At 66.2% G+C, this 17,689-nt stretch carries 22 protein-coding genes; all 22 read right to left on the bottom strand.

All coding sequences use genetic code 11. The annotated features are described in order from the left end of the window. Positions 1 to 41: 41 nt before the first annotated feature. The 22 genes from ACIP1U_RS22230 to ACIP1U_RS22125 all read right to left on the bottom strand — a co-directional run bounded on the left by ACIP1U_RS22230 (position 42) and on the right by ACIP1U_RS22125 (position 17,645). Positions 42 to 431 (bottom strand): hypothetical protein, encoded by a 390-nt coding sequence (locus tag ACIP1U_RS22230; RefSeq protein WP_209761010.1) that lies wholly within the window; start codon positions 429 to 431, stop codon positions 42 to 44. Between the two features lie 73 nt (positions 432 to 504). Next, a complete protein-coding gene (locus ACIP1U_RS22225) occupies positions 505 to 882 on the bottom strand; it encodes a phosphoribosyl-ATP diphosphatase (RefSeq protein ID WP_400319399.1) in 378 nt (125 codons plus the stop codon). Continuing rightward, entirely contained in the window at positions 879 to 1,283 is a 405-nt protein-coding gene (gene hisI / locus ACIP1U_RS22220; protein ID WP_063241227.1) for a phosphoribosyl-AMP cyclohydrolase, read from the bottom strand. Before hisI ends, ACIP1U_RS22225 begins: the two co-directional genes overlap by 4 nt. Before the next feature lie 2 nt (positions 1,284 to 1,285). Then, positions 1,286 to 2,056: an imidazole glycerol phosphate synthase subunit HisF gene (hisF, locus tag ACIP1U_RS22215; RefSeq protein WP_063241228.1), complete on the bottom strand. Its 771-nt coding sequence runs from the start codon at positions 2,054 to 2,056 to the stop codon at positions 1,286 to 1,288. A 76-nt stretch (positions 2,057 to 2,132) separates the two neighbouring features. After that, on the bottom strand, positions 2,133 to 2,879 hold the full coding sequence (hisA, locus tag ACIP1U_RS22210) for a 1-(5-phosphoribosyl)-5-[(5-phosphoribosylamino)methylideneamino]imidazole-4-carboxamide isomerase (RefSeq protein ID WP_029047635.1): 747 nt from the start codon (positions 2,877 to 2,879) through the stop codon (positions 2,133 to 2,135). 182 nt (positions 2,880 to 3,061) lie between these two features. Further along, positions 3,062 to 3,715, bottom strand: a complete 654-nt coding sequence (hisH, locus tag ACIP1U_RS22205; protein ID WP_400319394.1) for an imidazole glycerol phosphate synthase subunit HisH — start codon at positions 3,713 to 3,715, stop codon at positions 3,062 to 3,064. Beyond that, positions 3,712 to 4,335, bottom strand: coding sequence for a YchE family NAAT transporter (locus ACIP1U_RS22200; protein WP_400319391.1), 624 nt, complete (start codon positions 4,333 to 4,335; stop codon positions 3,712 to 3,714). Before ACIP1U_RS22200 ends, hisH begins: the two co-directional genes overlap by 4 nt. Positions 4,336 to 4,427: 92 nt before the next feature. Further along, positions 4,428 to 5,015 (bottom strand): imidazoleglycerol-phosphate dehydratase HisB, encoded by a 588-nt coding sequence (hisB, locus tag ACIP1U_RS22195; RefSeq protein WP_400319389.1) that lies wholly within the window; start codon positions 5,013 to 5,015, stop codon positions 4,428 to 4,430. Between the two features lie 4 nt (positions 5,016 to 5,019). Beyond that, positions 5,020 to 6,120 (bottom strand): histidinol-phosphate transaminase, encoded by a 1,101-nt coding sequence (hisC, locus tag ACIP1U_RS22190; RefSeq protein WP_400319387.1) that lies wholly within the window; start codon positions 6,118 to 6,120, stop codon positions 5,020 to 5,022. 35 nt (positions 6,121 to 6,155) lie between these two features. After that, positions 6,156 to 7,499, bottom strand: coding sequence for a histidinol dehydrogenase (gene hisD, locus ACIP1U_RS22185; protein WP_400319384.1), 1,344 nt, complete (start codon positions 7,497 to 7,499; stop codon positions 6,156 to 6,158). 51 nt (positions 7,500 to 7,550) lie between these two features. Further along, a complete protein-coding gene (hisG, locus tag ACIP1U_RS22180; RefSeq protein ID WP_400319382.1) occupies positions 7,551 to 8,225 on the bottom strand; it encodes an ATP phosphoribosyltransferase in 675 nt (224 codons plus the stop codon). A gap of 18 nt (positions 8,226 to 8,243) precedes the next feature. Then, the gene (gene murA, locus ACIP1U_RS22175; protein WP_400319380.1) at positions 8,244 to 9,494 is read right to left on the bottom strand and encodes a UDP-N-acetylglucosamine 1-carboxyvinyltransferase; all 1,251 of its coding nucleotides are present in this window, start codon (positions 9,492 to 9,494) and stop codon (positions 8,244 to 8,246) included. An 81-nt stretch (positions 9,495 to 9,575) separates the two neighbouring features. Continuing rightward, the gene (locus ACIP1U_RS22170; RefSeq protein WP_029047629.1) at positions 9,576 to 9,824 is read right to left on the bottom strand and encodes a BolA family protein; all 249 of its coding nucleotides are present in this window, start codon (positions 9,822 to 9,824) and stop codon (positions 9,576 to 9,578) included. Between the two features lie 51 nt (positions 9,825 to 9,875). Beyond that, on the bottom strand, positions 9,876 to 10,697 hold the full coding sequence (locus ACIP1U_RS22165) for an ABC transporter permease (protein WP_133093460.1): 822 nt from the start codon (positions 10,695 to 10,697) through the stop codon (positions 9,876 to 9,878). Then, positions 10,694 to 11,644, bottom strand: coding sequence for an ABC transporter ATP-binding protein (locus tag ACIP1U_RS22160; protein ID WP_400319377.1), 951 nt, complete (start codon positions 11,642 to 11,644; stop codon positions 10,694 to 10,696). Before ACIP1U_RS22160 ends, ACIP1U_RS22165 begins: the two co-directional genes overlap by 4 nt. A gap of 262 nt (positions 11,645 to 11,906) precedes the next feature. Further along, entirely contained in the window at positions 11,907 to 12,263 is a 357-nt protein-coding gene (locus ACIP1U_RS22155; RefSeq protein WP_400319600.1) for a lipid asymmetry maintenance protein MlaB, read from the bottom strand. Positions 12,264 to 12,376: 113 nt separating this feature from the next. Beyond that, positions 12,377 to 13,006, bottom strand: a complete 630-nt coding sequence (locus ACIP1U_RS22150; RefSeq protein ID WP_400319375.1) for a phospholipid-binding protein MlaC — start codon at positions 13,004 to 13,006, stop codon at positions 12,377 to 12,379. A gap of 219 nt (positions 13,007 to 13,225) precedes the next feature. Beyond that, positions 13,226 to 14,236 carry a VacJ family lipoprotein gene (locus ACIP1U_RS22145; protein WP_400319372.1) on the bottom strand — a complete coding sequence of 337 codons (1,011 nt, stop codon included), beginning with the start codon at positions 14,234 to 14,236 and terminating at the stop codon, positions 13,226 to 13,228. Continuing rightward, positions 14,233 to 14,751, bottom strand: a complete 519-nt coding sequence (mlaD, locus tag ACIP1U_RS22140) for an outer membrane lipid asymmetry maintenance protein MlaD (protein WP_400319369.1) — start codon at positions 14,749 to 14,751, stop codon at positions 14,233 to 14,235. The genes ACIP1U_RS22145 and mlaD overlap by 4 nt, the downstream gene beginning before the upstream one ends. 75 nt (positions 14,752 to 14,826) lie before the next feature. Beyond that, the gene (gene mlaE, locus ACIP1U_RS22135) at positions 14,827 to 15,606 is read right to left on the bottom strand and encodes a lipid asymmetry maintenance ABC transporter permease subunit MlaE (RefSeq protein WP_400319367.1); all 780 of its coding nucleotides are present in this window, start codon (positions 15,604 to 15,606) and stop codon (positions 14,827 to 14,829) included. Next, on the bottom strand, positions 15,603 to 16,421 hold the full coding sequence (locus tag ACIP1U_RS22130; protein ID WP_400319365.1) for an ABC transporter ATP-binding protein: 819 nt from the start codon (positions 16,419 to 16,421) through the stop codon (positions 15,603 to 15,605). The genes mlaE and ACIP1U_RS22130 overlap by 4 nt, the downstream gene beginning before the upstream one ends. A 135-nt stretch (positions 16,422 to 16,556) precedes the next feature. Further along, positions 16,557 to 17,645, bottom strand: coding sequence for a Bug family tripartite tricarboxylate transporter substrate binding protein (locus ACIP1U_RS22125; protein WP_400319362.1), 1,089 nt, complete (start codon positions 17,643 to 17,645; stop codon positions 16,557 to 16,559). Between the last annotated feature and the right edge of the window lie 44 nt (positions 17,646 to 17,689).

Below are 17,689 nucleotides of genomic sequence, written 5' to 3'. Positions count from 1 at the left end.
CGGCGAACCCTGCACCCCGAGGGTATCGGGTCCGCCCGGCATCAGAACTGCTGATCCGGGTACATCGGCTTGCTGTCGTTGAGGTACAGCCAACCCTTGACGATACGATACAGCATCCACAGCGACAGCACGCCCCAGACCGCAAACGCCAGCGGCATCAGCACCACCGTGGCGAACAGCACGCCGCCCAGCACCGCCCACGCCACCGACCACCAGAACGAGCGGATCTGCCACGCGAAGTGCGACGCATACAGCGAACCGCGCGCGTCGTCGCGCTTGACGTAGTCGATGACGATGGCGATCAGCGCGGTAATGCCGCCGGTCAGCCAGAAGATCGCGTACAGCGCGTACAGGATATGCAGCAGCTTGCGCAGGCTGCTCTGCTGCTCGCCGCTGGGACCGGTAACTTGCGCGGTGTAGTCGTTCGCCATGTTTGCCCTTGTTCTGCGATGGCCTGCCTCGCGGCAGGCGGGAGACTGGCCAGCACAGCGACTGGTCAGCCGGTCAGCCCTCTTCCTTGCGCCGGGCCTTTTCTTCCAGGCCGGAGAGGCCTTCGCGCCGCGCCAGTTCGTTGACCACGTCGTCCGGGCCCAGCCCGAAATTTGCCAGCAACACCAGGGTGTGGAACCACAGGTCCGCGACTTCATAGACCAGTTTGCCGGCCTCGCTGCCGCTGTGGCCGGCAGCGCGCGCGTCCTTGGCCGCCATCACGGTCTCGGTGGCCTCCTCGCCGATCTTCTTCAGGATGGCGTCGTCGCCCTTGCTGTACAGCTTGGCAACATAGGACTTGGCGGGGTCGCCGCCATTGACGGGCTTGCGCGATTCGAGCACTTCGGCCACGCGTGCCAGCACATCGCTGCTGCTCGGTTGGGAGTCGCTCATGGCTTGGTATAGATCTGTGCAGGGTCCTTCAACACGGGCTCGACGGTCTGCCAGTCGCCCGCTTCCGCATCGCCCTCGAATTTCTGGAAGAAGCAGGAATGGCGCCCGGTATGGCAGGCGATGCTGTCGACCTGAGTGACCTTGAGCAGCACCACGTCCTCGTCGCAGTCGAGGCGGATCTCATGCACCTTCTGCACGTGTCCGGACTCTTCGCCCTTGTGCCAGAGGCGCTTGCGCGAGCGCGACCAGAACACGGCCTCGCCCAGTTCCACCGTGCGCTGCAGCGCGTCGCGGTTCATGAACGCGAACATCAGCACGTCGTTCGAACCCACTTCCTGCACGATCACCGGCACCAGGCCGTTATCGTCCCACTTGACCTTGTTGAGCCACTTCTTTGCCATGATCAGATCCGCACGGGAATGCCCTCGCGGGCCATGAATGCCTTGGCTTCGCCCACGGTATGCTGGCCGTAGTGGAAGATGCTGGCGGCCAGCACCGCGTCGGCGCGGCCCTTGGTGATGCCGTCGGCGAGGTCCTGCAGCCCGCCGACGCCGCCCGAGGCGATCACCGGCACCGGCACCGCGTCGCTGACGGCACGGGTCAACTCCAGGTCGAAGCCGCTCTTGGTGCCGTCGCGGTCCATGCTGGTCAGCAGGATCTCGCCGGCGCCGCGCGCGGCCATTTCACGCGCCCACTCGACCGCGTCCAGGCCGGTTGCCTTGCGCCCGCCATGGGTGAAGACTTCCCAGCGCGACGGCTCGCCCGGGGCGGAGCTGCGCTTGGCGTCAATCGCCACCACGATGCACTGCGAACCATATTTGGCCGTGGCGTCGGACACCAGTTGCGGATTGGCGATGGCCGACGAGTTGACGCTGATCTTGTCCGCGCCGGCATTGAGCAGGCGCCGCACGTCTTCGACCGTGCGCACGCCGCCGCCGACCGTCAGCGGGATAAAGACCTGCGAAGCCACGTCCTCGATGATATGCAGCATCAGGTCGCGCCCGTCGCTGGTGGCGGTGATATCGAGAAATGTGATTTCATCGGCGCCCTGCTCGTCATAGCGGCGCGCGATCTCCACGGGATCGCCCGCATCGCGCAGCTCGACGAAATTGACGCCCTTGACCACCCGCCCGTTGGTGACGTCCAGGCAGGGGATGATACGTTTGGCTAGCATGAGAGTCCTTGTCCGCCGCCGTGCCGGCAAGGCACCGGAGCGGCAGCGGCTGCGCACGCGGCGCGTTGCGTTGGGCTTACTGGCCGTCGCGCAGCTTGTCGGCACGGGCCTGTGCATCGGCAAAGTTGAGATCACCGGAGTAGATCGCGCGGCCGCAGATGACGCCTTCCACACCCTCGCCCTCGACCGCGCACAGGTTGTCGATATCCGCCAGGTTGGACAGGCCGCCGCTGGCGATCACCGGGATCGACATCGACTGCGCCAGCTTGACGGTGGCGTCGATATTGATCCCCTGCAGCATGCCGTCGCGGCCGATGTCGGTGTAGATGATGGCTTCGACACCGTAGTCTTCGTACTTGCGCGCCAGGTCCGCCACTTCATGGCCGGTCAGCTTGCTCCAGCCGTCGGTGGCGACCTTGCCGTCCTTGGCATCGAGGCCGACGATGATGTGGCCGCCGAAGGCAGAGCAGGCGTCCTTCAGGAAGCCGGGGTTCTTGACCGCCGCAGTGCCGATGATGACGTACGACAAGCCGTCGTCCAGCCAGCGTTCGATGGTGTTCAGGTCGCGGATGCCGCCCCCCAGTTGTACCGGGATCTCATCGCCGACCTCGGCGATGATGGCCTTGATTGCCGCTTCGTTGCGGGGCTTGCCCACGAACGCGCCGTTCAGGTCCACCAGGTGCAGGCGCCGCGCGCCCTGCTCCACCCAGTGGCGTGCCATGGCGGCGGGATCTTCGGAAAAGACGGTGGCCTGGTCCATGTCGCCTTGTTTAAGGCGTACACATTGACCGTCCTTCAGGTCGATGGCCGGAATGAGCAACATATGCGTGACGAGCGTGGTTGAGTAAGTGAGGTTGAGCGAGACCGGCGAGGCCGGTCAGGTCGGGGTCGATGTTCTATCGGGAACTGGTCGCTTGACGGGTTGCGTAAAGGGTCCGGTGACGGGTCTGTCTGGTTCTCGGTTGAACAATCGTCAAACAAGCGATTCGGGGTGTCCGCTGCGCCTTATGGATTCCAGTGGACGAAGTTCCGGTACAGCTGCAGGCCCAGGGCCGCGCTCTTCTCGGGGTGGAACTGCGTCGCGAAAATATTATCGCGGGCTACCGCGCTGGTAAACACGACTCCATACTCCGTTTCGCCGGCGATATGGGCCGGATCCTGCGCCTGCACATAGTAGCTGTGGACGAAATAGAACCAGCTGTCGTCCGGGATCCCGGCCCACAGCGGGTGCGGCTTCGCCTGGCGCACCCGGTTCCAGCCCATCTGCGGCACCTTGAAACGCGAGCCGTCGGGCTGCGTCATGCCGTCCAGCGCAAAACGCACCACTTGGCCGGGCATCAGGCCCAAGGCCGGTGTGCGGTCCGCGCCAACACGACTCTCGGTGCTGAACTCGAACAGCATCTGTTCGCCGACGCACACACCCAGCATCGGCTTGCTGCCGGCGGCCTCGACCACCGCTTCCTGCAGGCCCGAGGCGCCCAGCGCCGACATGCAGTCCGGCATCGCGCCCTGGCCAGGCAGCACCACGCGATCCGCGCCGCGGATGCCTTCCGGGGCATCCACCACCCGCACGTCAGCTTCCGGTGCCGCGGCACGCAGCGCCTGCGCCACCGAGCGCAGGTTGCCCATGCCGTAATCCACAATTGCTATGGTAGTCATGATTTCAAAACAGGCAACAATGTCTTCAGCCCGTCCACAATGAATTCAACGGCCAGCGCCGACAGGATCAGCCCCATCAGGCGCGTGCCGATATTGATGCCGGTGCGGCCAATGACCCGGGCGATCGGGTCGGCCGCGCGGAACACCAGGTACACCACCGAGCCCAGCAGCGCGCCGATGCCCACCAGGATCAGCAGCTGGTACCAGTGCTGGGTCTTGCCGGCATAGACGATCACCGTGCTGATCGAGCCTGGCCCGGTCAGCAGCGGCAGCGCCAGCGGCACCACCGCGATGCTGGACTTTACCTCGGCCTCATCCTCTTCTTCCGGCGTGGCCTTGGTGCGGCTGGTCTGCGCGTTCAGCATGTTCATGGCCATCATGATCATGATGAGACCGCCACCCACCTGAAGCGAAGCCACCGAGATATTGAAGAACTCGATGATCTGCTGCCCCAGCAACGCCGACACCGCCACCACGATTGCCACGGAGATCGACGCAATCTTGATAGTACGCAGCTTTTCCGCTTCGGTCTGCTGGTTGGTCAGGCTGATGAAGAACGGGATCGCCCCGATAGGGTTGATCAGCGCCAGCAGCGAGATAAACGACTTGAGCGTATCCATCGGTTGCGGGTTGCCAGCATCGCTGGCCGAATTCAGGCTGGAGAGGTGGGCGGGCGCCGCAACCAGCCGGCACGCCTACGGGTTCAGGAAGCTCAGAGCGTACCCTTGGTCGACGGGATCGTGTTGGCCGCGCGCGAATCCAGCTCAACCGCCATGCGCAGTGCCCGGCCGAAGGCCTTGAACACGGTTTCGCACTGATGGTGGGCATTGATGCCACGCAGGTTGTCAATATGCAGGGTCACGCCGGCATGGTTGACAAAGCCGCGGAAGAACTCAATGGTCAGGTCGACGTCGAAGCTGCCCACGCGCGCACGCGTGAACGGCACGTGGAACTCCAGGCCGGGGCGGCCGGAGAAGTCGATCACCACGCGCGACAGGCATTCGTCCAGCGGCACGTAGCTGTGGCCGTAGCGGGTGATGCCTTTCTTGTCGCCAATGGCCCTGGCGACGGCCTGGCCGAGCGTGATGCCGACATCTTCCACCGTATGGTGGTCGTCGATATGCGTGTCGCCGGTGGCTTCGACCTCCAGGTCGAACATGCCATGCCGGGCGATCTGGTCGAGCATGTGGTCGAGGAACGGCACGCCCGACGCCAGCTTCTGGCGGCCGGTGCCGTCGAGATTCAGGGAAACGCGGATTTGCGTTTCCGAAGTATTGCGGGTGACCTCTGCAACACGCATGGTGTTAATCCTGCAGCGACGCTGCGAATGCCTCTAGGAACTGCGCGTTTTCTTCGGGCGTGCTGACCGTGACGCGCAGACAATTGGCCAGCAACGGGTGCATTTTACTCACGTTCTTGATCAATACCTTCCGCGCCAGCAGGCGGTCGAAGGTCTGTGCCGCATCCGGCACGCGCGCCAGCAAGAAGTTGGCGGCGCTGGGGAACACCGTGACGCCTGCATGCGCGGCCATGCCATCGGCCACGCGGGTGCGCTCGGCGCGCAGCTGCGCGGCCTGTTCGTCCAGCACCGACACATGCTCCAGCGCGAACAGCGCGGCGGCCTCGGTCAGCACGTTGACGTTGTAGGGCGGACGCACCTTGTCGATCTGCGCCAGCCACTCCGGCGCGCCGGCCAGGTAGCCCAGGCGGATGCCGGCCAGGCCGAGCTTGGACACGGTGCGCATCACCAGCAGGTTGCCGAAGTCCGTCAGGCGCGGCATCCAGCTTTGCTGCGCGAATGGCTGGTAGGCCTCGTCGACCACCACCAGGCTGGTGCAGACATCGCCCTGCGCGGCGCGGAGGATGGCCTCCATGTCGGCCGCGTCGAACAGATTGCCGGTGGGATTGTTCGGATAGGCCAGGTAAACGATGGCGGGCTGATGCTCGGCCATCGCCGCCAGCATGGCATCGCGGTCGAGCGTGAAGTCGGCGCGCAGCGGCACGCCGACGAATTCGAGGCCGGCAAACTGCGCCGACATCGCATACATGACGAAGCCCGGCACCGGCGCCATCACCTTGGCCCCCGGCTTGGCGGCGGCCAGCGCCAGCATGCTGATGATCTCGTCCGAGCCGTTGCCCAGCAGCACATCCATGCCGGCGGGCACCTCCATCACGTCCCTCAGCCCGGCGCGCAGCGCTTCGCTGCTGGGCACGGGGTAGCGGTTCAGCGCTACCTCGCCCAGCCGCGCGGCCAGTTGCTGGCGCAGCTCCGGCGGGAGCTGGTAGGGGTTCTCCATGGCGTCGAGCTTGACCAGACCGTGCGAATCCGGCACGTGGTAGGCGCCCATGGCGCGCACGTCGTCACGGATGATGCGTTCGATCAGGGAGGGCTCTACGGCTGACATGGAAACTCCAGGTTTGACTGCGTGGGTTCAGTAAATCAACTGCGCTTGAAACGGTATTCCGCGCTGCGGGCGTGGGCCTGCAGGCCTTCGCCGTACGCGAGCTCGGCTGCAATCTGGCCGAGCATCTGCGCCCCGCCCTCGCTCACCTCGATCAGGCTCGAGCGCTTCAGGAAGTCATAGACACCCAGCGGCGACGAGAAGCGCGCGGTGCGCGAGGTCGGCAGCACGTGGTTGGGGCCGGCGCAGTAGTCGCCCAGCGATTCGCTGGTATAGCGGCCAAGGAAGATGGCGCCGGCGTGGCGGATCTTCTCGCTCCACTGGCGCGGGTTCTCGGCAGAGATTTCCAGGTGCTCCGGTGCGATCGCGTTGGCGATCTCGCAGGCCTCTTCCATGTCGCGCACCTTGACCAGCGCGCCACGGCCGGAGATCGACGCGGCGATCACGTCGCGGCGCGGCATGGTCGGCAGCTGGCGCTGGATGCTGGCTTCGACGCGGGCGATGTAGTCGCCGTCCGGGCACAGCAGGATCGACTGCGCCAGTTCGTCGTGCTCGGCCTGCGAAAACAGGTCCATTGCCACCCAGTCTGGGTCGGTGGTGCCGTCGCAGATCACCAGAATCTCGGACGGCCCGGCGATCATGTCGATGCCGACGGTGCCGAATACGCGGCGCTTGGCCGCGGCCACGTAGGCATTGCCCGGGCCGACGATCTTGTCGACCTGCGGCAGCGTCGCGGTGCCGTAGGCCAGCGCGCCCACGGCCTGCGCGCCGCCGATGGTGAAGACGCGATCAACGCCGGCGATCTGCGCGGCGGCCAGCACCAGCTCGTTGCGCAGGCCGCCGGGCGTGGGCACGACCATGATGATTTCCTTCACGCCGGCCACGCGCGCCGGAATCGCGTTCATCAGCACCGACGACGGATAGGCAGCCTTGCCGCCCGGCACGTAGATGCCGACGCGGTCCAGCGGCGTCACCTTCTGGCCCAGCATGGTGCCGTCGGCCTCGGTGTACTCCCAGCTGTGGCTGCCGCACTCGATCTTCTGCTTCTCGTGGTAGGCGCGCACACGCGCGGCGGCGGCTTCCAGCGCGGCGCGGCGCTTGGGCTCAAGGTCTTCGAGCGCGGCCTCGAGCTCGGCCTGCGACAGTTCCAGCGCCGCGATCGACGGCGCCTCCATGCGATCGAAGCGTTTCGTGTATTCCAGCACCGCGGCGTCGCCGCGTGCCTTCACGTCTGCCAGGATCTGTGCCGCCGCGCGGTCGATGGCCTCGTCCTCGCCGGCCTCGAAGGCCAGCACCTGGCGCAGCGCCTCGGCAAAACCCGGCTCTCTGGAATCAAGCCGGCGGATCGGCAGGTTTTCCATTTCGGATGCGGTTGCGTTCATGACTTCTTTTCCTTCTCAGTCGGCACCGGCCTGGTGTGGCCCGATGTGGCCTTACACCAGCGCCGCCGAAGCGCGTTCGAAAGCGTCGAGGATCGGCGCCAGCCGCTCGCGCTTGAGTTTGAGCGCGGCCTGGTTCACCACCAGCCGCGACGAAATTTGCACGATCTCTTCCACTTCGACCAGATTGTTGGCGCGCAGCGTGCTGCCGGTGCTGACCAGGTCGACGATGGCATCGGACAGGCCCACCAGCGGGCCCAGCTCCATCGAACCGTACAGCTTGATCAGGTCGACGTGAACGCCCTTTTTCGCAAAGTGCTCGCGCGCGGTCTGCACGTACTTGGTGGCCACCGCCAGCCGCGCGCCCTGGCGCACCGCGTTGGCGTAGTCAAACCCGGCAGGCACCGCCACCGACATGCGGCAGCGGGCGATGTTGAGGTCGATCGGCGCGTACAGGCCGGCCATGCCGTGCTCCATCAGCACGTCCTTGCCGGCCACGCCGAAGTCGGCGGCGCCATATTGCACGTAGGTCGGCACATCCGAGGCGCGCACGATCACCACGCGCACGGCGGGATCGGAGGTCGGCAGGATCAGCTTGCGCGAGGTCTCGGGATCTTCGGTGACCTGGATGCCGGCGGCTTCGAGCAGCGGCAGCGTTTCGGTAAAGATGCGGCCCTTGGACAGCGCCAGCGTCAGCTGGTTGGGCGAAGCATTGAAAGTGGGGCTCATCGGCGTCAGTTCTCGTGCTCAGGCAATGCGGCGGATCTTGGCGCCCACTGCAGACAGCTTGTCTTCCATGCGGTCGTAGCCGCGGTCCAGGTGGTAGATACGGTCGATCACGGTGTCGCCCTCGGCGACCAGGCCGGCGATGACCAGGCTGGCGGAGGCGCGCAGGTCGGTCGCCATCACGCTGGCGCCGGACAGGCGCGGCACGCCGTTGACCACCGCCGTGTTGCCTTCGACGGCGATGTCGGCGCCGAGGCGATTCAGTTCCTGCACGTGCATGAACCGGTTCTCGAAGATGGTCTCGGTCACGCGCGCGGTGCCTTCGGCCACGGCATTCAGTGCCATGAACTGGGCCTGCATGTCGGTCGGAAAGGCGGGGTATTCCGAGGTGCGGAAGCTCACCGCCTTCGCGCGGCGCGGCATCGCCAGGCGGATCCAGTCTGCGCCGGTCTCGATGCGGGCGCCGGCTTCGCGCAGCTTGTCGAGCACGGCATCGAGCAGGTCCGGGCGCACCTCGCGCAGCACCAGTTCGCCCAGCGTCGCGGCCGCGGCGCACAGGAAGGTGCCGGCTTCGATGCGGTCGGCGATCACGCTGTGGCGGGCGCCGTGCAGCTTGTCGACGCCCTGCACCACCAGCCGGTCGGTGCCGATACCGTCGATCTTCGCGCCCATCTTGACCAGCAGGTGGGCCAGGTCGGTGACTTCCGGCTCGCGCGCGGCGTTTTCCAGCACGGTCTCGCCGTCGGCCAGCGTGGCAGCCATCAGCAGGTTCTCGGTGCCGGTCACGGTGATCATATCGGTGACCACGCGCGCCCCCTTCAGGCGCCGGACGCGGGCATGGATAAAGCCATGCTCGATACTGATCTCGGCGCCCATCGCCTGCAGGCCCTTGATGTGCTGGTCGACCGGCCGAGCGCCGATGCCGCAGCCTCCCGGCAGCGAGACCCGGGCCTCGCCAAAGCGCGCCACCAGCGGACCCAGCACCAGGATCGACGCGCGCATGGTCTTGACCAGCTCGTACGGCGCCTCGAGCGAGTTGACGTCGGCGCCGTTGAGCGCGACGGTGGCGCCATCCTGTTCGGCGCGCATGCCCATCAGGCGCAGCAGCTTGAGCGTGGTGCGCACGTCCTGCAGGTTGGGCACGTTATCCAGCGCGACGGTATCGGCCGTGAGCAAGCCCGCGCACAGGATCGGCAGCGCGGCATTCTTGGCGCCCGAAACGCGGACTTCGCCCCGTAGCGGACCGTTGCCCTGGATCTGGAATTTGTCCATGTTGTGTCGATTCTGGCCGGGCCTGCGCCCGGCGTCATTGTTCTCGGACCGCGCATGCGGCGCGGTGCGGCACGGCCGGGCTTACTTGCCCTCGCCTGCCTGCCACTCGGCGGGCGTCAGCGTCTTCATCGAGAGCGCATGGATCTCGGCGCGCATGCGGTCGCCCAGCGCGGCATAGACACGCTGGTGGCGCTGGATCAGCCGCTTGCCTTCGAACTCGGTGCTGACAATGGTGGCAAAGAAGTGCTGGCCGTCGCCCTCGACTTCCAGATGTTCGCAGGGCAATCCTTGGGCAATGTATTCCCTGACTTGTTCCGGTGTAGGCAGCATGGGGTTCTCTTCAGCGTATTCAGTAATTGCGCAGTGTCAGTGCGGCCGCGCTCAGTGGCGCAGCTTGTATCCGGACTTCAGCAGCCGCAGCGCCAGCGCCGCGAGCACCACGAAGGCCGATCCCACCACCGCCAGGCTGAACAGCGGCGACACGTCGGAGACGCCGAAGAAGCCGTAGCGGAAGCCGTCGATCATGTAGAAGAACGGATTGGCGTGGGATACGGCCTGCCAGAAGGCCGGCAGCGAATGGATCGAATAGAACACACCGGACAGGAAGGTGGCCGGCATGATCAGGAAGTTCTGGAACGCGGCAAGCTGGTCGAACTTCTCGGCCCAGATGCCGGCGATCAGGCCGAGCGTGCCGAGGATGCCCGCGCCCAGCAGCGCGAACACCACGATCCAGCCGATGTTGGCGAAATGCAGGTTGGCAAACCACGCCGTCACCAGCAGCACGCCGAGGCCCACGGTCAGCCCGCGGATCACCGAGGCCAGCACATAGGCGCCGAACATCTCCCAGTGCGACAGCGGCGGCAGCAGCACGAACACCAGGTTGCCGGTGATCTTGGACTGGATCAGCGACGACGAGCTGTTGGCAAAGGCGTTCTGCAGCACGCTCATCATCACCAGGCCAGGCACCAGGAAGGCGGTATAGCTGATCTGGTCGTAGATCTTGACGCGGTCTTCGAGCACGTGGCCGAAGATCAGCAGGTACAGCACCGCGGTCAGCACCGGCGCGGCCACAGTCTGGAAGCTGACCTTCCAGAAGCGCAGCACTTCCTTGTACAGCAGGGTCCGGAAGCCAACCAGACCGCCAACGGCCATCGGGCCCAGGCGCGCGTCTTCCACCAGTTCGATTTCGCCGGGCTGCTTCATGCCGCGGCCTCCATGGCGGGGTCGGGCAGCGCGCCCGGCATGTGGCCCTCGCGCCGCATGATCTGGACAAACACGTCTTCGAGGTCGGCCTTGTTGATTTCCATGTCTTCAATGTCACAGCCCGCTTCGCGGCAGGCGGCCAGGATCGGCTCGACTGCCTGGTAGCCGGATAACCGCAGCCGCACCGCGCGCTCGCCCGGGTTGGCCGGCATGCGCAGCGGCTCCAGCGCTGGCGGCAGGGTGCCCCGCGCGAAAGTCAGCACCAGTTGCAGCCCGGCGAACTGCGTCAGCAGGTTGCTGGTGCGGTCCAGCGCCACCACTTCGCCGAACTTGAGCATGGCGATGCGGTCACACAGCGCCTCGGCCTCTTCCAGGTAGTGCGTGGTCAGGATGATGGTGTGGCCTTCCCGGTTCAGGCGCGAGATGAATTTCCACAGCGTCTGGCGCAGCTCGACGTCGACACCGGCGGTGGGCTCGTCCAGCACGATCACAGGCGGCCGGTGTACCAGCGCCTGCGCCACCAGCACGCGGCGCTTCATCCCACCCGACAACTGGCGCATATTGGAATCGGCCTTGCTGGTCAGGTCCAGGTTGGCCATGATCTCGTCGATCCAGTCGTCGTTATGGGTCAGCCCGAAATAGCCGGACTGCAGCCGCAGCGTCTCGCGCACCGTGAAGAACGGGTCGAACACCAGCTCCTGGGGCACCACGCCAAGCATACGCCGCGCCATCCGGTAGTCGGACACGACATCGTGACCCAGCACACGGACGTGGCCGGAGTCGGCACGGTTCAGGCCGGCGAGGATCGAGATCAGCGTGGTCTTGCCGGCGCCGTTCGGCCCGAGCAGACCGAAGAATTCGCCGCGTTCGACGGTGAAGCTGACGCCCTTGAGCGCCTGCAGGTTGCGGTAGCGCTTGCGAACGTCGTGGATTTCAATGGCTTTCATGGCCGATTGTTTGTGGCGTATCCGGCTTTTTTAGGGCCGCCCGCCTGAAAAGGGGGAGCTACTGCGTGCCCGGATGTCCTGGGCCGGTCCTGGCATGCACCGGAATCAGGCGGGGGGAAGGGCGAACAACCCGGAATTATAGGGGATGCGGGGTGGGTCCCGCTTGATCCCCACCGGATCCGCCCGCAGGGCGCGGCGACCGCACCAGGCCGTCGCCGGGGCATCGCGTTCGGACGCAAACGCCGCGCCCGGCGATGCCGGATCAATGTCGATGGTGGTGGCCCGGACGGGAAAGCGGGTCGGCGCCGTTCGCCAGGCCCAGCAGGCCATCGACGCCGTACAGGTTGGCCAGCTGCGACAGTTGCGCCGGCACCCCGCGCAGCGACAGCGCCAGGTTGCGGGCGGCTGCGGCACGATGCCACGCCAGCAGCACGGCAACCGCGGAGGAATCGACCTGCGCCAGGCCCGTGCAGTCGACCTGCACCTTGCCCTGCACCCCGCCCTGCGCCACGCGCGCCAGCCCGTCGCGCAGCACGGCGGCGGCATTCTGGTTGGTCAGCGAGGTACCCAGCGAAAGCATGGTGGCGTCAGGAGGTCGTTGGTGTGAAAAGAGAAAAATGCTGCGGCGGAAAGTAGAACTCCCGCGCTGAGGCGGGAGTCAGTGCCGCGAACGGCCATTGTAGTGCAAGATCGGCGCGCCGTGCTGCATTGCAGCGGCGCACGCTCGCCGGCTTAGATCTTGGCGTTGGCCAGCTGCCGGTTGCGGTCCTGCAGCGTCTTGATCACGCCCTCGACGCCCTGCTGGCCGACGATGGTGTTGAAGCTGCCCTTGTAGGCCTCGGTCAGCCACGCGCCCAGCACGTTGATGTCGTAGACCTTCCAGCCATTCGCGGTCTTCTCCAGGCGGTAGTCCATCTGGATCGGCTCGCCCTTGTTGATCACCTGGGTGCGGATGGTGGCATCGGTGTCCTCAGGCGTGCCGCGGTACGGGCGGTACTGCACAGCCTGGTCGCGGATCTGGGCGATGGCACCGGCGTAGGTGCGGATCAGCAGGGTCTTGAACTCCTCGGTGATCTGCTTCTGCTGCTCCGGCGTCGCCTTCGACCAGTTGCGGCCCATCGCGATCTGCGTGGTCTTCTGGAAGTTGGCGTTCGGGATGATCTTCTGCTCGACCAGCGCGGTGATCTTGGCAATATTGCCCGCCTGCATGTCCTTGTCGGCCTTGACGGTCGTCATCACGTCCTCGACCACCGACTTGACCAGCCCGTCCGGGGTGGCCGCGTCCTGAGCCGACGCCTGTGCATGGGCAGCGCCGGCGAAGGCTACTACCGTAAGAAAGGGGACCAACAGTCGCTTAATCATGGATTTTTCCTTCTTTCTCAAAGTCGTTTGCCGGCGGATCCGCCGGCTGGGCGCCGCCTGCCGGCAGCGGCCTTTGGGTGATTGGAACATAGCCCGGGCCGCGGGTTGCACGGACCAGCGCCTTCTCCGCCACTTCCAAACAAATTGTTTCAGCCCTGACAGGGCATTCACAGCCTGGCGCCCAGCCCGTCGGGCGTGGCGCCACACGGCCGTCAGCGGTCAGCGAATCCGGATCACGCCCGGGACGATACGCTGCATCGGCTCCACCGTCGGCACCGGCAGGCTCTGGCTTTCCGGCTGGATGTCGCCCTTGGGCAGCGTCGCTGCGGGCGCGGAGGCGTCGGCAGGCGGCGCGGCCGCAGGGGCGGAAGCGTCCACGGGCTGGGCCGCTGGCGCCGGCTGGGCTGGCGTTTGCGGTTCTGCAGGCGTTTCAGGCTTGCCGCCTTCGCTCGCGGCCGCAGCCGCCGGCGCACCCGCATCGCTGTCGGCGTCGTCGTCGCCGTCCGGCGGATTGCCGTCGTAAACCAGATACTGGCGGCGCTGCAGGTACGAGTCGCGCAGGAACGAGTACTTGTCCAGCGCCGCCTGCTCCAGCAAGTTGCTGGCGCCCAGCAGCTGCGCGCGGCCCGCGACGATGCGCACGCCGGTCAGCGAATTGCGCAGCGATACCGGGTAGAGATAGGCCGACGGGTCGAACTGGCGGTCCACCAGCATGCCGCCGGTATCGCGCACCGAGCTCGGGCCGAACAACGGCAGCACCAGGTACGGGCCCGGCGGCACGCCCCACACACCCAGCGTCTGGCCGAAGTCTTCCTTGTACTTGGGCAGGCCTGCCGGCGTGGCGATGTCAATCAGGCCGCCGATGCCCAGGACCGTGTTCATCGCCACGCGCATCGAATCTTCAGCGGCCCGGGTCGGCTTGCCCTGCAGCAGGTTGTTCACCGCCGAATACACATCGCTGACGTTGGAGAAGAAGTTCTCCACCGCGCGCTGCACCGGCGTCGGCATGTAGTCTGCATAGATCTCAGCCACCGGGCGCAGGATGCCCTTGTCGAAGTCTTCGTTGATCTTCGAGACTTCGCGATTAAAGGGCTCCAGCGGATCCTTCGGATTGGCCGTGGGGCCGGTGGCGCAACCGGCGAGCAGCGCCGCGGCCGCTGCCGCGGCCATCAGGCCAGCCACCGGGCGGCGCGCGGCGCAGCCCGGCTTGACGGGGGAAACAACTCTCATTTGGTTTCCCCACCCAGCGCCGGCGCGCTGGCGCCGGCCGCGGGCGAGCCGCTGGCACCGGCATCCGCCGCCTTGTTGTACAGGAACTGGCCGATCAGGTTTTCCAGCACCACCGCGGACTGCGTCATGGTGATGCGCGCGCCGTCGGCCAGCATGGCGGTGTCGCCGCCAGCCTCCAGGCCGATGTACTGCTCCCCCAGGAGGCCCGAGGTCAGGATCTTGGCCGAGGTGTCCTTGGGAAACTGATAGCGCTTCTCCAGGCTCATCTCGACAGTGGCCTGGTAGGTCTTGTCGTCAAAGCGGATCGCGGCAACGCGGCCGACCACCACGCCGGCGCTCTTGACCGGCGCGCGCGGCTTGAGCCCGCCGATATTGTCGAAGCGGGCCTGCACGGCGTAGGTGTCCTGGAAGGTGAAGGCGCTCATGTTGCCGGCCTTGAGGGCCAGGAACAGCAGGGCGACGAACCCCGCCACCACGAACAGCCCCACCCAGAAATCGAGTGCGTTCTTTCTCATTGGAATCTCTTTCTTCAACCCCGTAGTGTCTGTCGCTGTGTTGTAGTCAGTATGGTCCGCGCGGGTTGCCAGCCATCAATTGCTGAACATCAGAGCGGTCAGCAGGAAATCCAGCCCCAGCACCGCCAGCGACGCGATCACCACGGTGCGGGTGGTCGCGCGCGAGACGCCCTCGGGCGTCGGCTTGGCCTCGAAGCCCTGGTACAAGGCAATGAACGTCACGGCAATGCCAAAAATAAAGCTCTTGATCACACCATTGAGCACGTCGGCGCGCACGTCGACGCCGTCCTGCATCTGCGACCAGAAGGCACCGGCGTCCACGCCGATCAGTTGCACCCCGACCACGTAGCCGCCCAGGATGCCCACCGCGCTGAAGATCGCCGCCAGCACCGGCATGGCGATCACGCCCGCCCAGAAGCGCGGCGCAACCACACGCTGCAGCGGGTTCACCGCCATCATCTCCATTGCGGTCAGCTGCTCGCCCGCCTTCATCAGGCCGATTTCGGCAGTCAGCGAGGTGCCGGCGCGGCCCGCAAACAGCAGCGCGGTCACCACCGGCCCTAGTTCGCGCACCAGCGACAGGGCCACCAGCAGGCCCAGCGCCTGTTCGGAGCCATAGCGGTTCAGCGTGTAATAGCCCTGCAGGCCGAGCACGAAACCGACAAACAGGCCCGACACGGCGATGATCACCAGCGACAGGTTGCCGACAAAGAAAACCTGGTCGGTCACCAGCCGGAAGCGGCGCAGCAGCGCCGGCGACAGGCCCAGCACGGTAAGGAACATGCGGGTGGCATGGCCCACGCCCGTCACGTTGCGGCGCACGGCTGCGCCGATGGTGGTAAAGAAACCGATCACCGCGCAACTCCGGCAAAGTCCTCGGCCAGCGATGCTCCCGGGTAGTGGAACGGCACCGGGCCGTCGGCCTCGGCATGGACGAACTGGTGCACGAACGGGTCGGTGGAGGCGCGCAGCGCCTCGGGCTCGCCCTGCGCGGCGATGCGGCCGTCGGCGATGAAATACACGTAGTCGGCGATCTGGAAGGTCTCGTGCACATCGTGCGAGACGATGATCGTGGTCGCGCCGAGCGCGTCGTTCAGGCTGCGGATCAGCCGGGCGGTCAGGCCGAGCGAGATCGGGTCAAGACCGGCGAAGGGCTCGTCATACATCAGCAGCGCGGGATCGAGCGCGATCGCGCGCGCCAGCGCCACGCGCCGCGCCATGCCGCCCGAGATCTGCGACGGCATCAGGTCGCGCGCACCGCGCAGGCCGACCGCGTTCAGCTTCATCAACACCAGGTCACGGATCATAGAATCCGGCAGGTCGGTATGCTCGCGCAGCGGAAAGGCCACATTGTCGAAGACCGACAAGTCCGTAAACAGCGCGCCGAACTGGAACAGCATGCCCATCTGGCGCCGCGCCGCATACAGGCCGCGGGTATCGAGCTGGTGGATATCGGTGCCATTGAAGCGAACCGTACCCGCCTGTGGGCGCACCTGGCCGCCAATCAGCCGCAGCACCGTGGTCTTGCCGCACCCCGAACCGCCCATCACCGCGATCACCTTGCCACGCGGGAATTGCATGGTGAGGCCGGACAGGATGGGCTTGCCGTGGGTCGCATAAGCGAAATCCACCGCATTCAGTTCGACGAGGTTTTGAGCAGAATCGGTCACGTTGGCACCGGTCGGGACAGGGGCGCATTATAAGGTGTACTACCTAGCCCTGCTGGCACCCGTGTTTCGCGCGCCACATCGCTGCCGACCGATGCAATAGGAAAGCGTCTGATGCTGTGACCGAAAGTTCTCGCTTCAGGGTTCCTGCACCTGACTGACGTCCCGCAGGATCACCTGCCACTGGATCGATTCCGAACGGATGGCCGTGGCGAACGCCTCCGGCGAGTCGCGCAGCGTCGTCAGTCCGGCGGCCTGCAGCCGGGCGCGCACCTCGCGCTCGGTCATCACCGCATCGAGTTCGACCGCCAGCCGCGAAATGATCGCCCGCGGCGTCTTCGCGGGCGCCATCACGCCAAACCAGGCCGCCGCCGCGTACCCATCCAACCCCGACTCCTGCAGCGTCGGCACCAGCGGCGCCAGCGGTGAGCGCACCATGCCGGTCACGCCGACCAACCTCAGCCCGCCGCTGCGAACCTGGCTCTGGACCGCGGCAAAGGAACAGAAGCAGGCACTGATGCGGCCGGCGAGCATCTCCTGCACCACTGCGGACTCGCCCTTGGCGGTGACCAGCGGCACGCCGTTGCGGATGCCACGCACGGCGAACTCGGCATACAGGTGGGAAGGGCTGCCCGGCTGGCCGTAGCCATAGCTGTAGGAACCCGGGTTGGATTTCACCGCGGTCATCCATTGCTCCGGCGTACGCATCGGCAGCCGGGCGTCGATTGCCAGGAACAGCGGCGTGGTAGCGACCCGCGCCACCGGGGTGAAATCGCGCACCACGTCGTAGGGCACCGGCTCCAGCCCCGGCTGGATCAGCATATTGGCCTGGTGGAACAGCAGCGTATGGCCGTCCGAGCTGGCCTTGGCGACGACATCGCCGGCGGTGGTGCCGGCTGCGCCGGGGCGGTTGTCGACCTCCATCGGCACGCCCAGCCGCTCCGACAGGCGCTCGGCCAGCAGGCGCGCGACCGCGTCGGCCACACCGCCGGCCGGGAACGGCACGATCAGGCGCATCGGCCGGTTCGGGAAGGACATGCTGCGGACCAGCTGCGGTCCGGCTACAGCCGGCGTCGCGGGCACGGCGAGCGCGAGCGTGGCACAGCCCAGGGCATACAGGCACAGGAAAGACTGAGGCCCGCGTCGGAGCACCGTCCATGCGGACGGCCACGACACGAACTTCGCTTTACCTCGCCAAAGCTGCGGCATATTGCGCACTTCGGTCATCAATTTCCTCCCATCCATCCCCTAAGGGGAGGGCGAGCTGGTTC

The sequence above is a fragment of the Cupriavidus sp. NPDC089707 genome, assembly GCF_044748965.1.
In the GTDB taxonomy this organism is placed as follows: domain Bacteria; phylum Pseudomonadota; class Gammaproteobacteria; order Burkholderiales; family Burkholderiaceae; genus Cupriavidus.
Note: the sequence above shows the minus strand (reverse complement) of the source record. Positions and strands in the feature narration are given on the sequence as shown.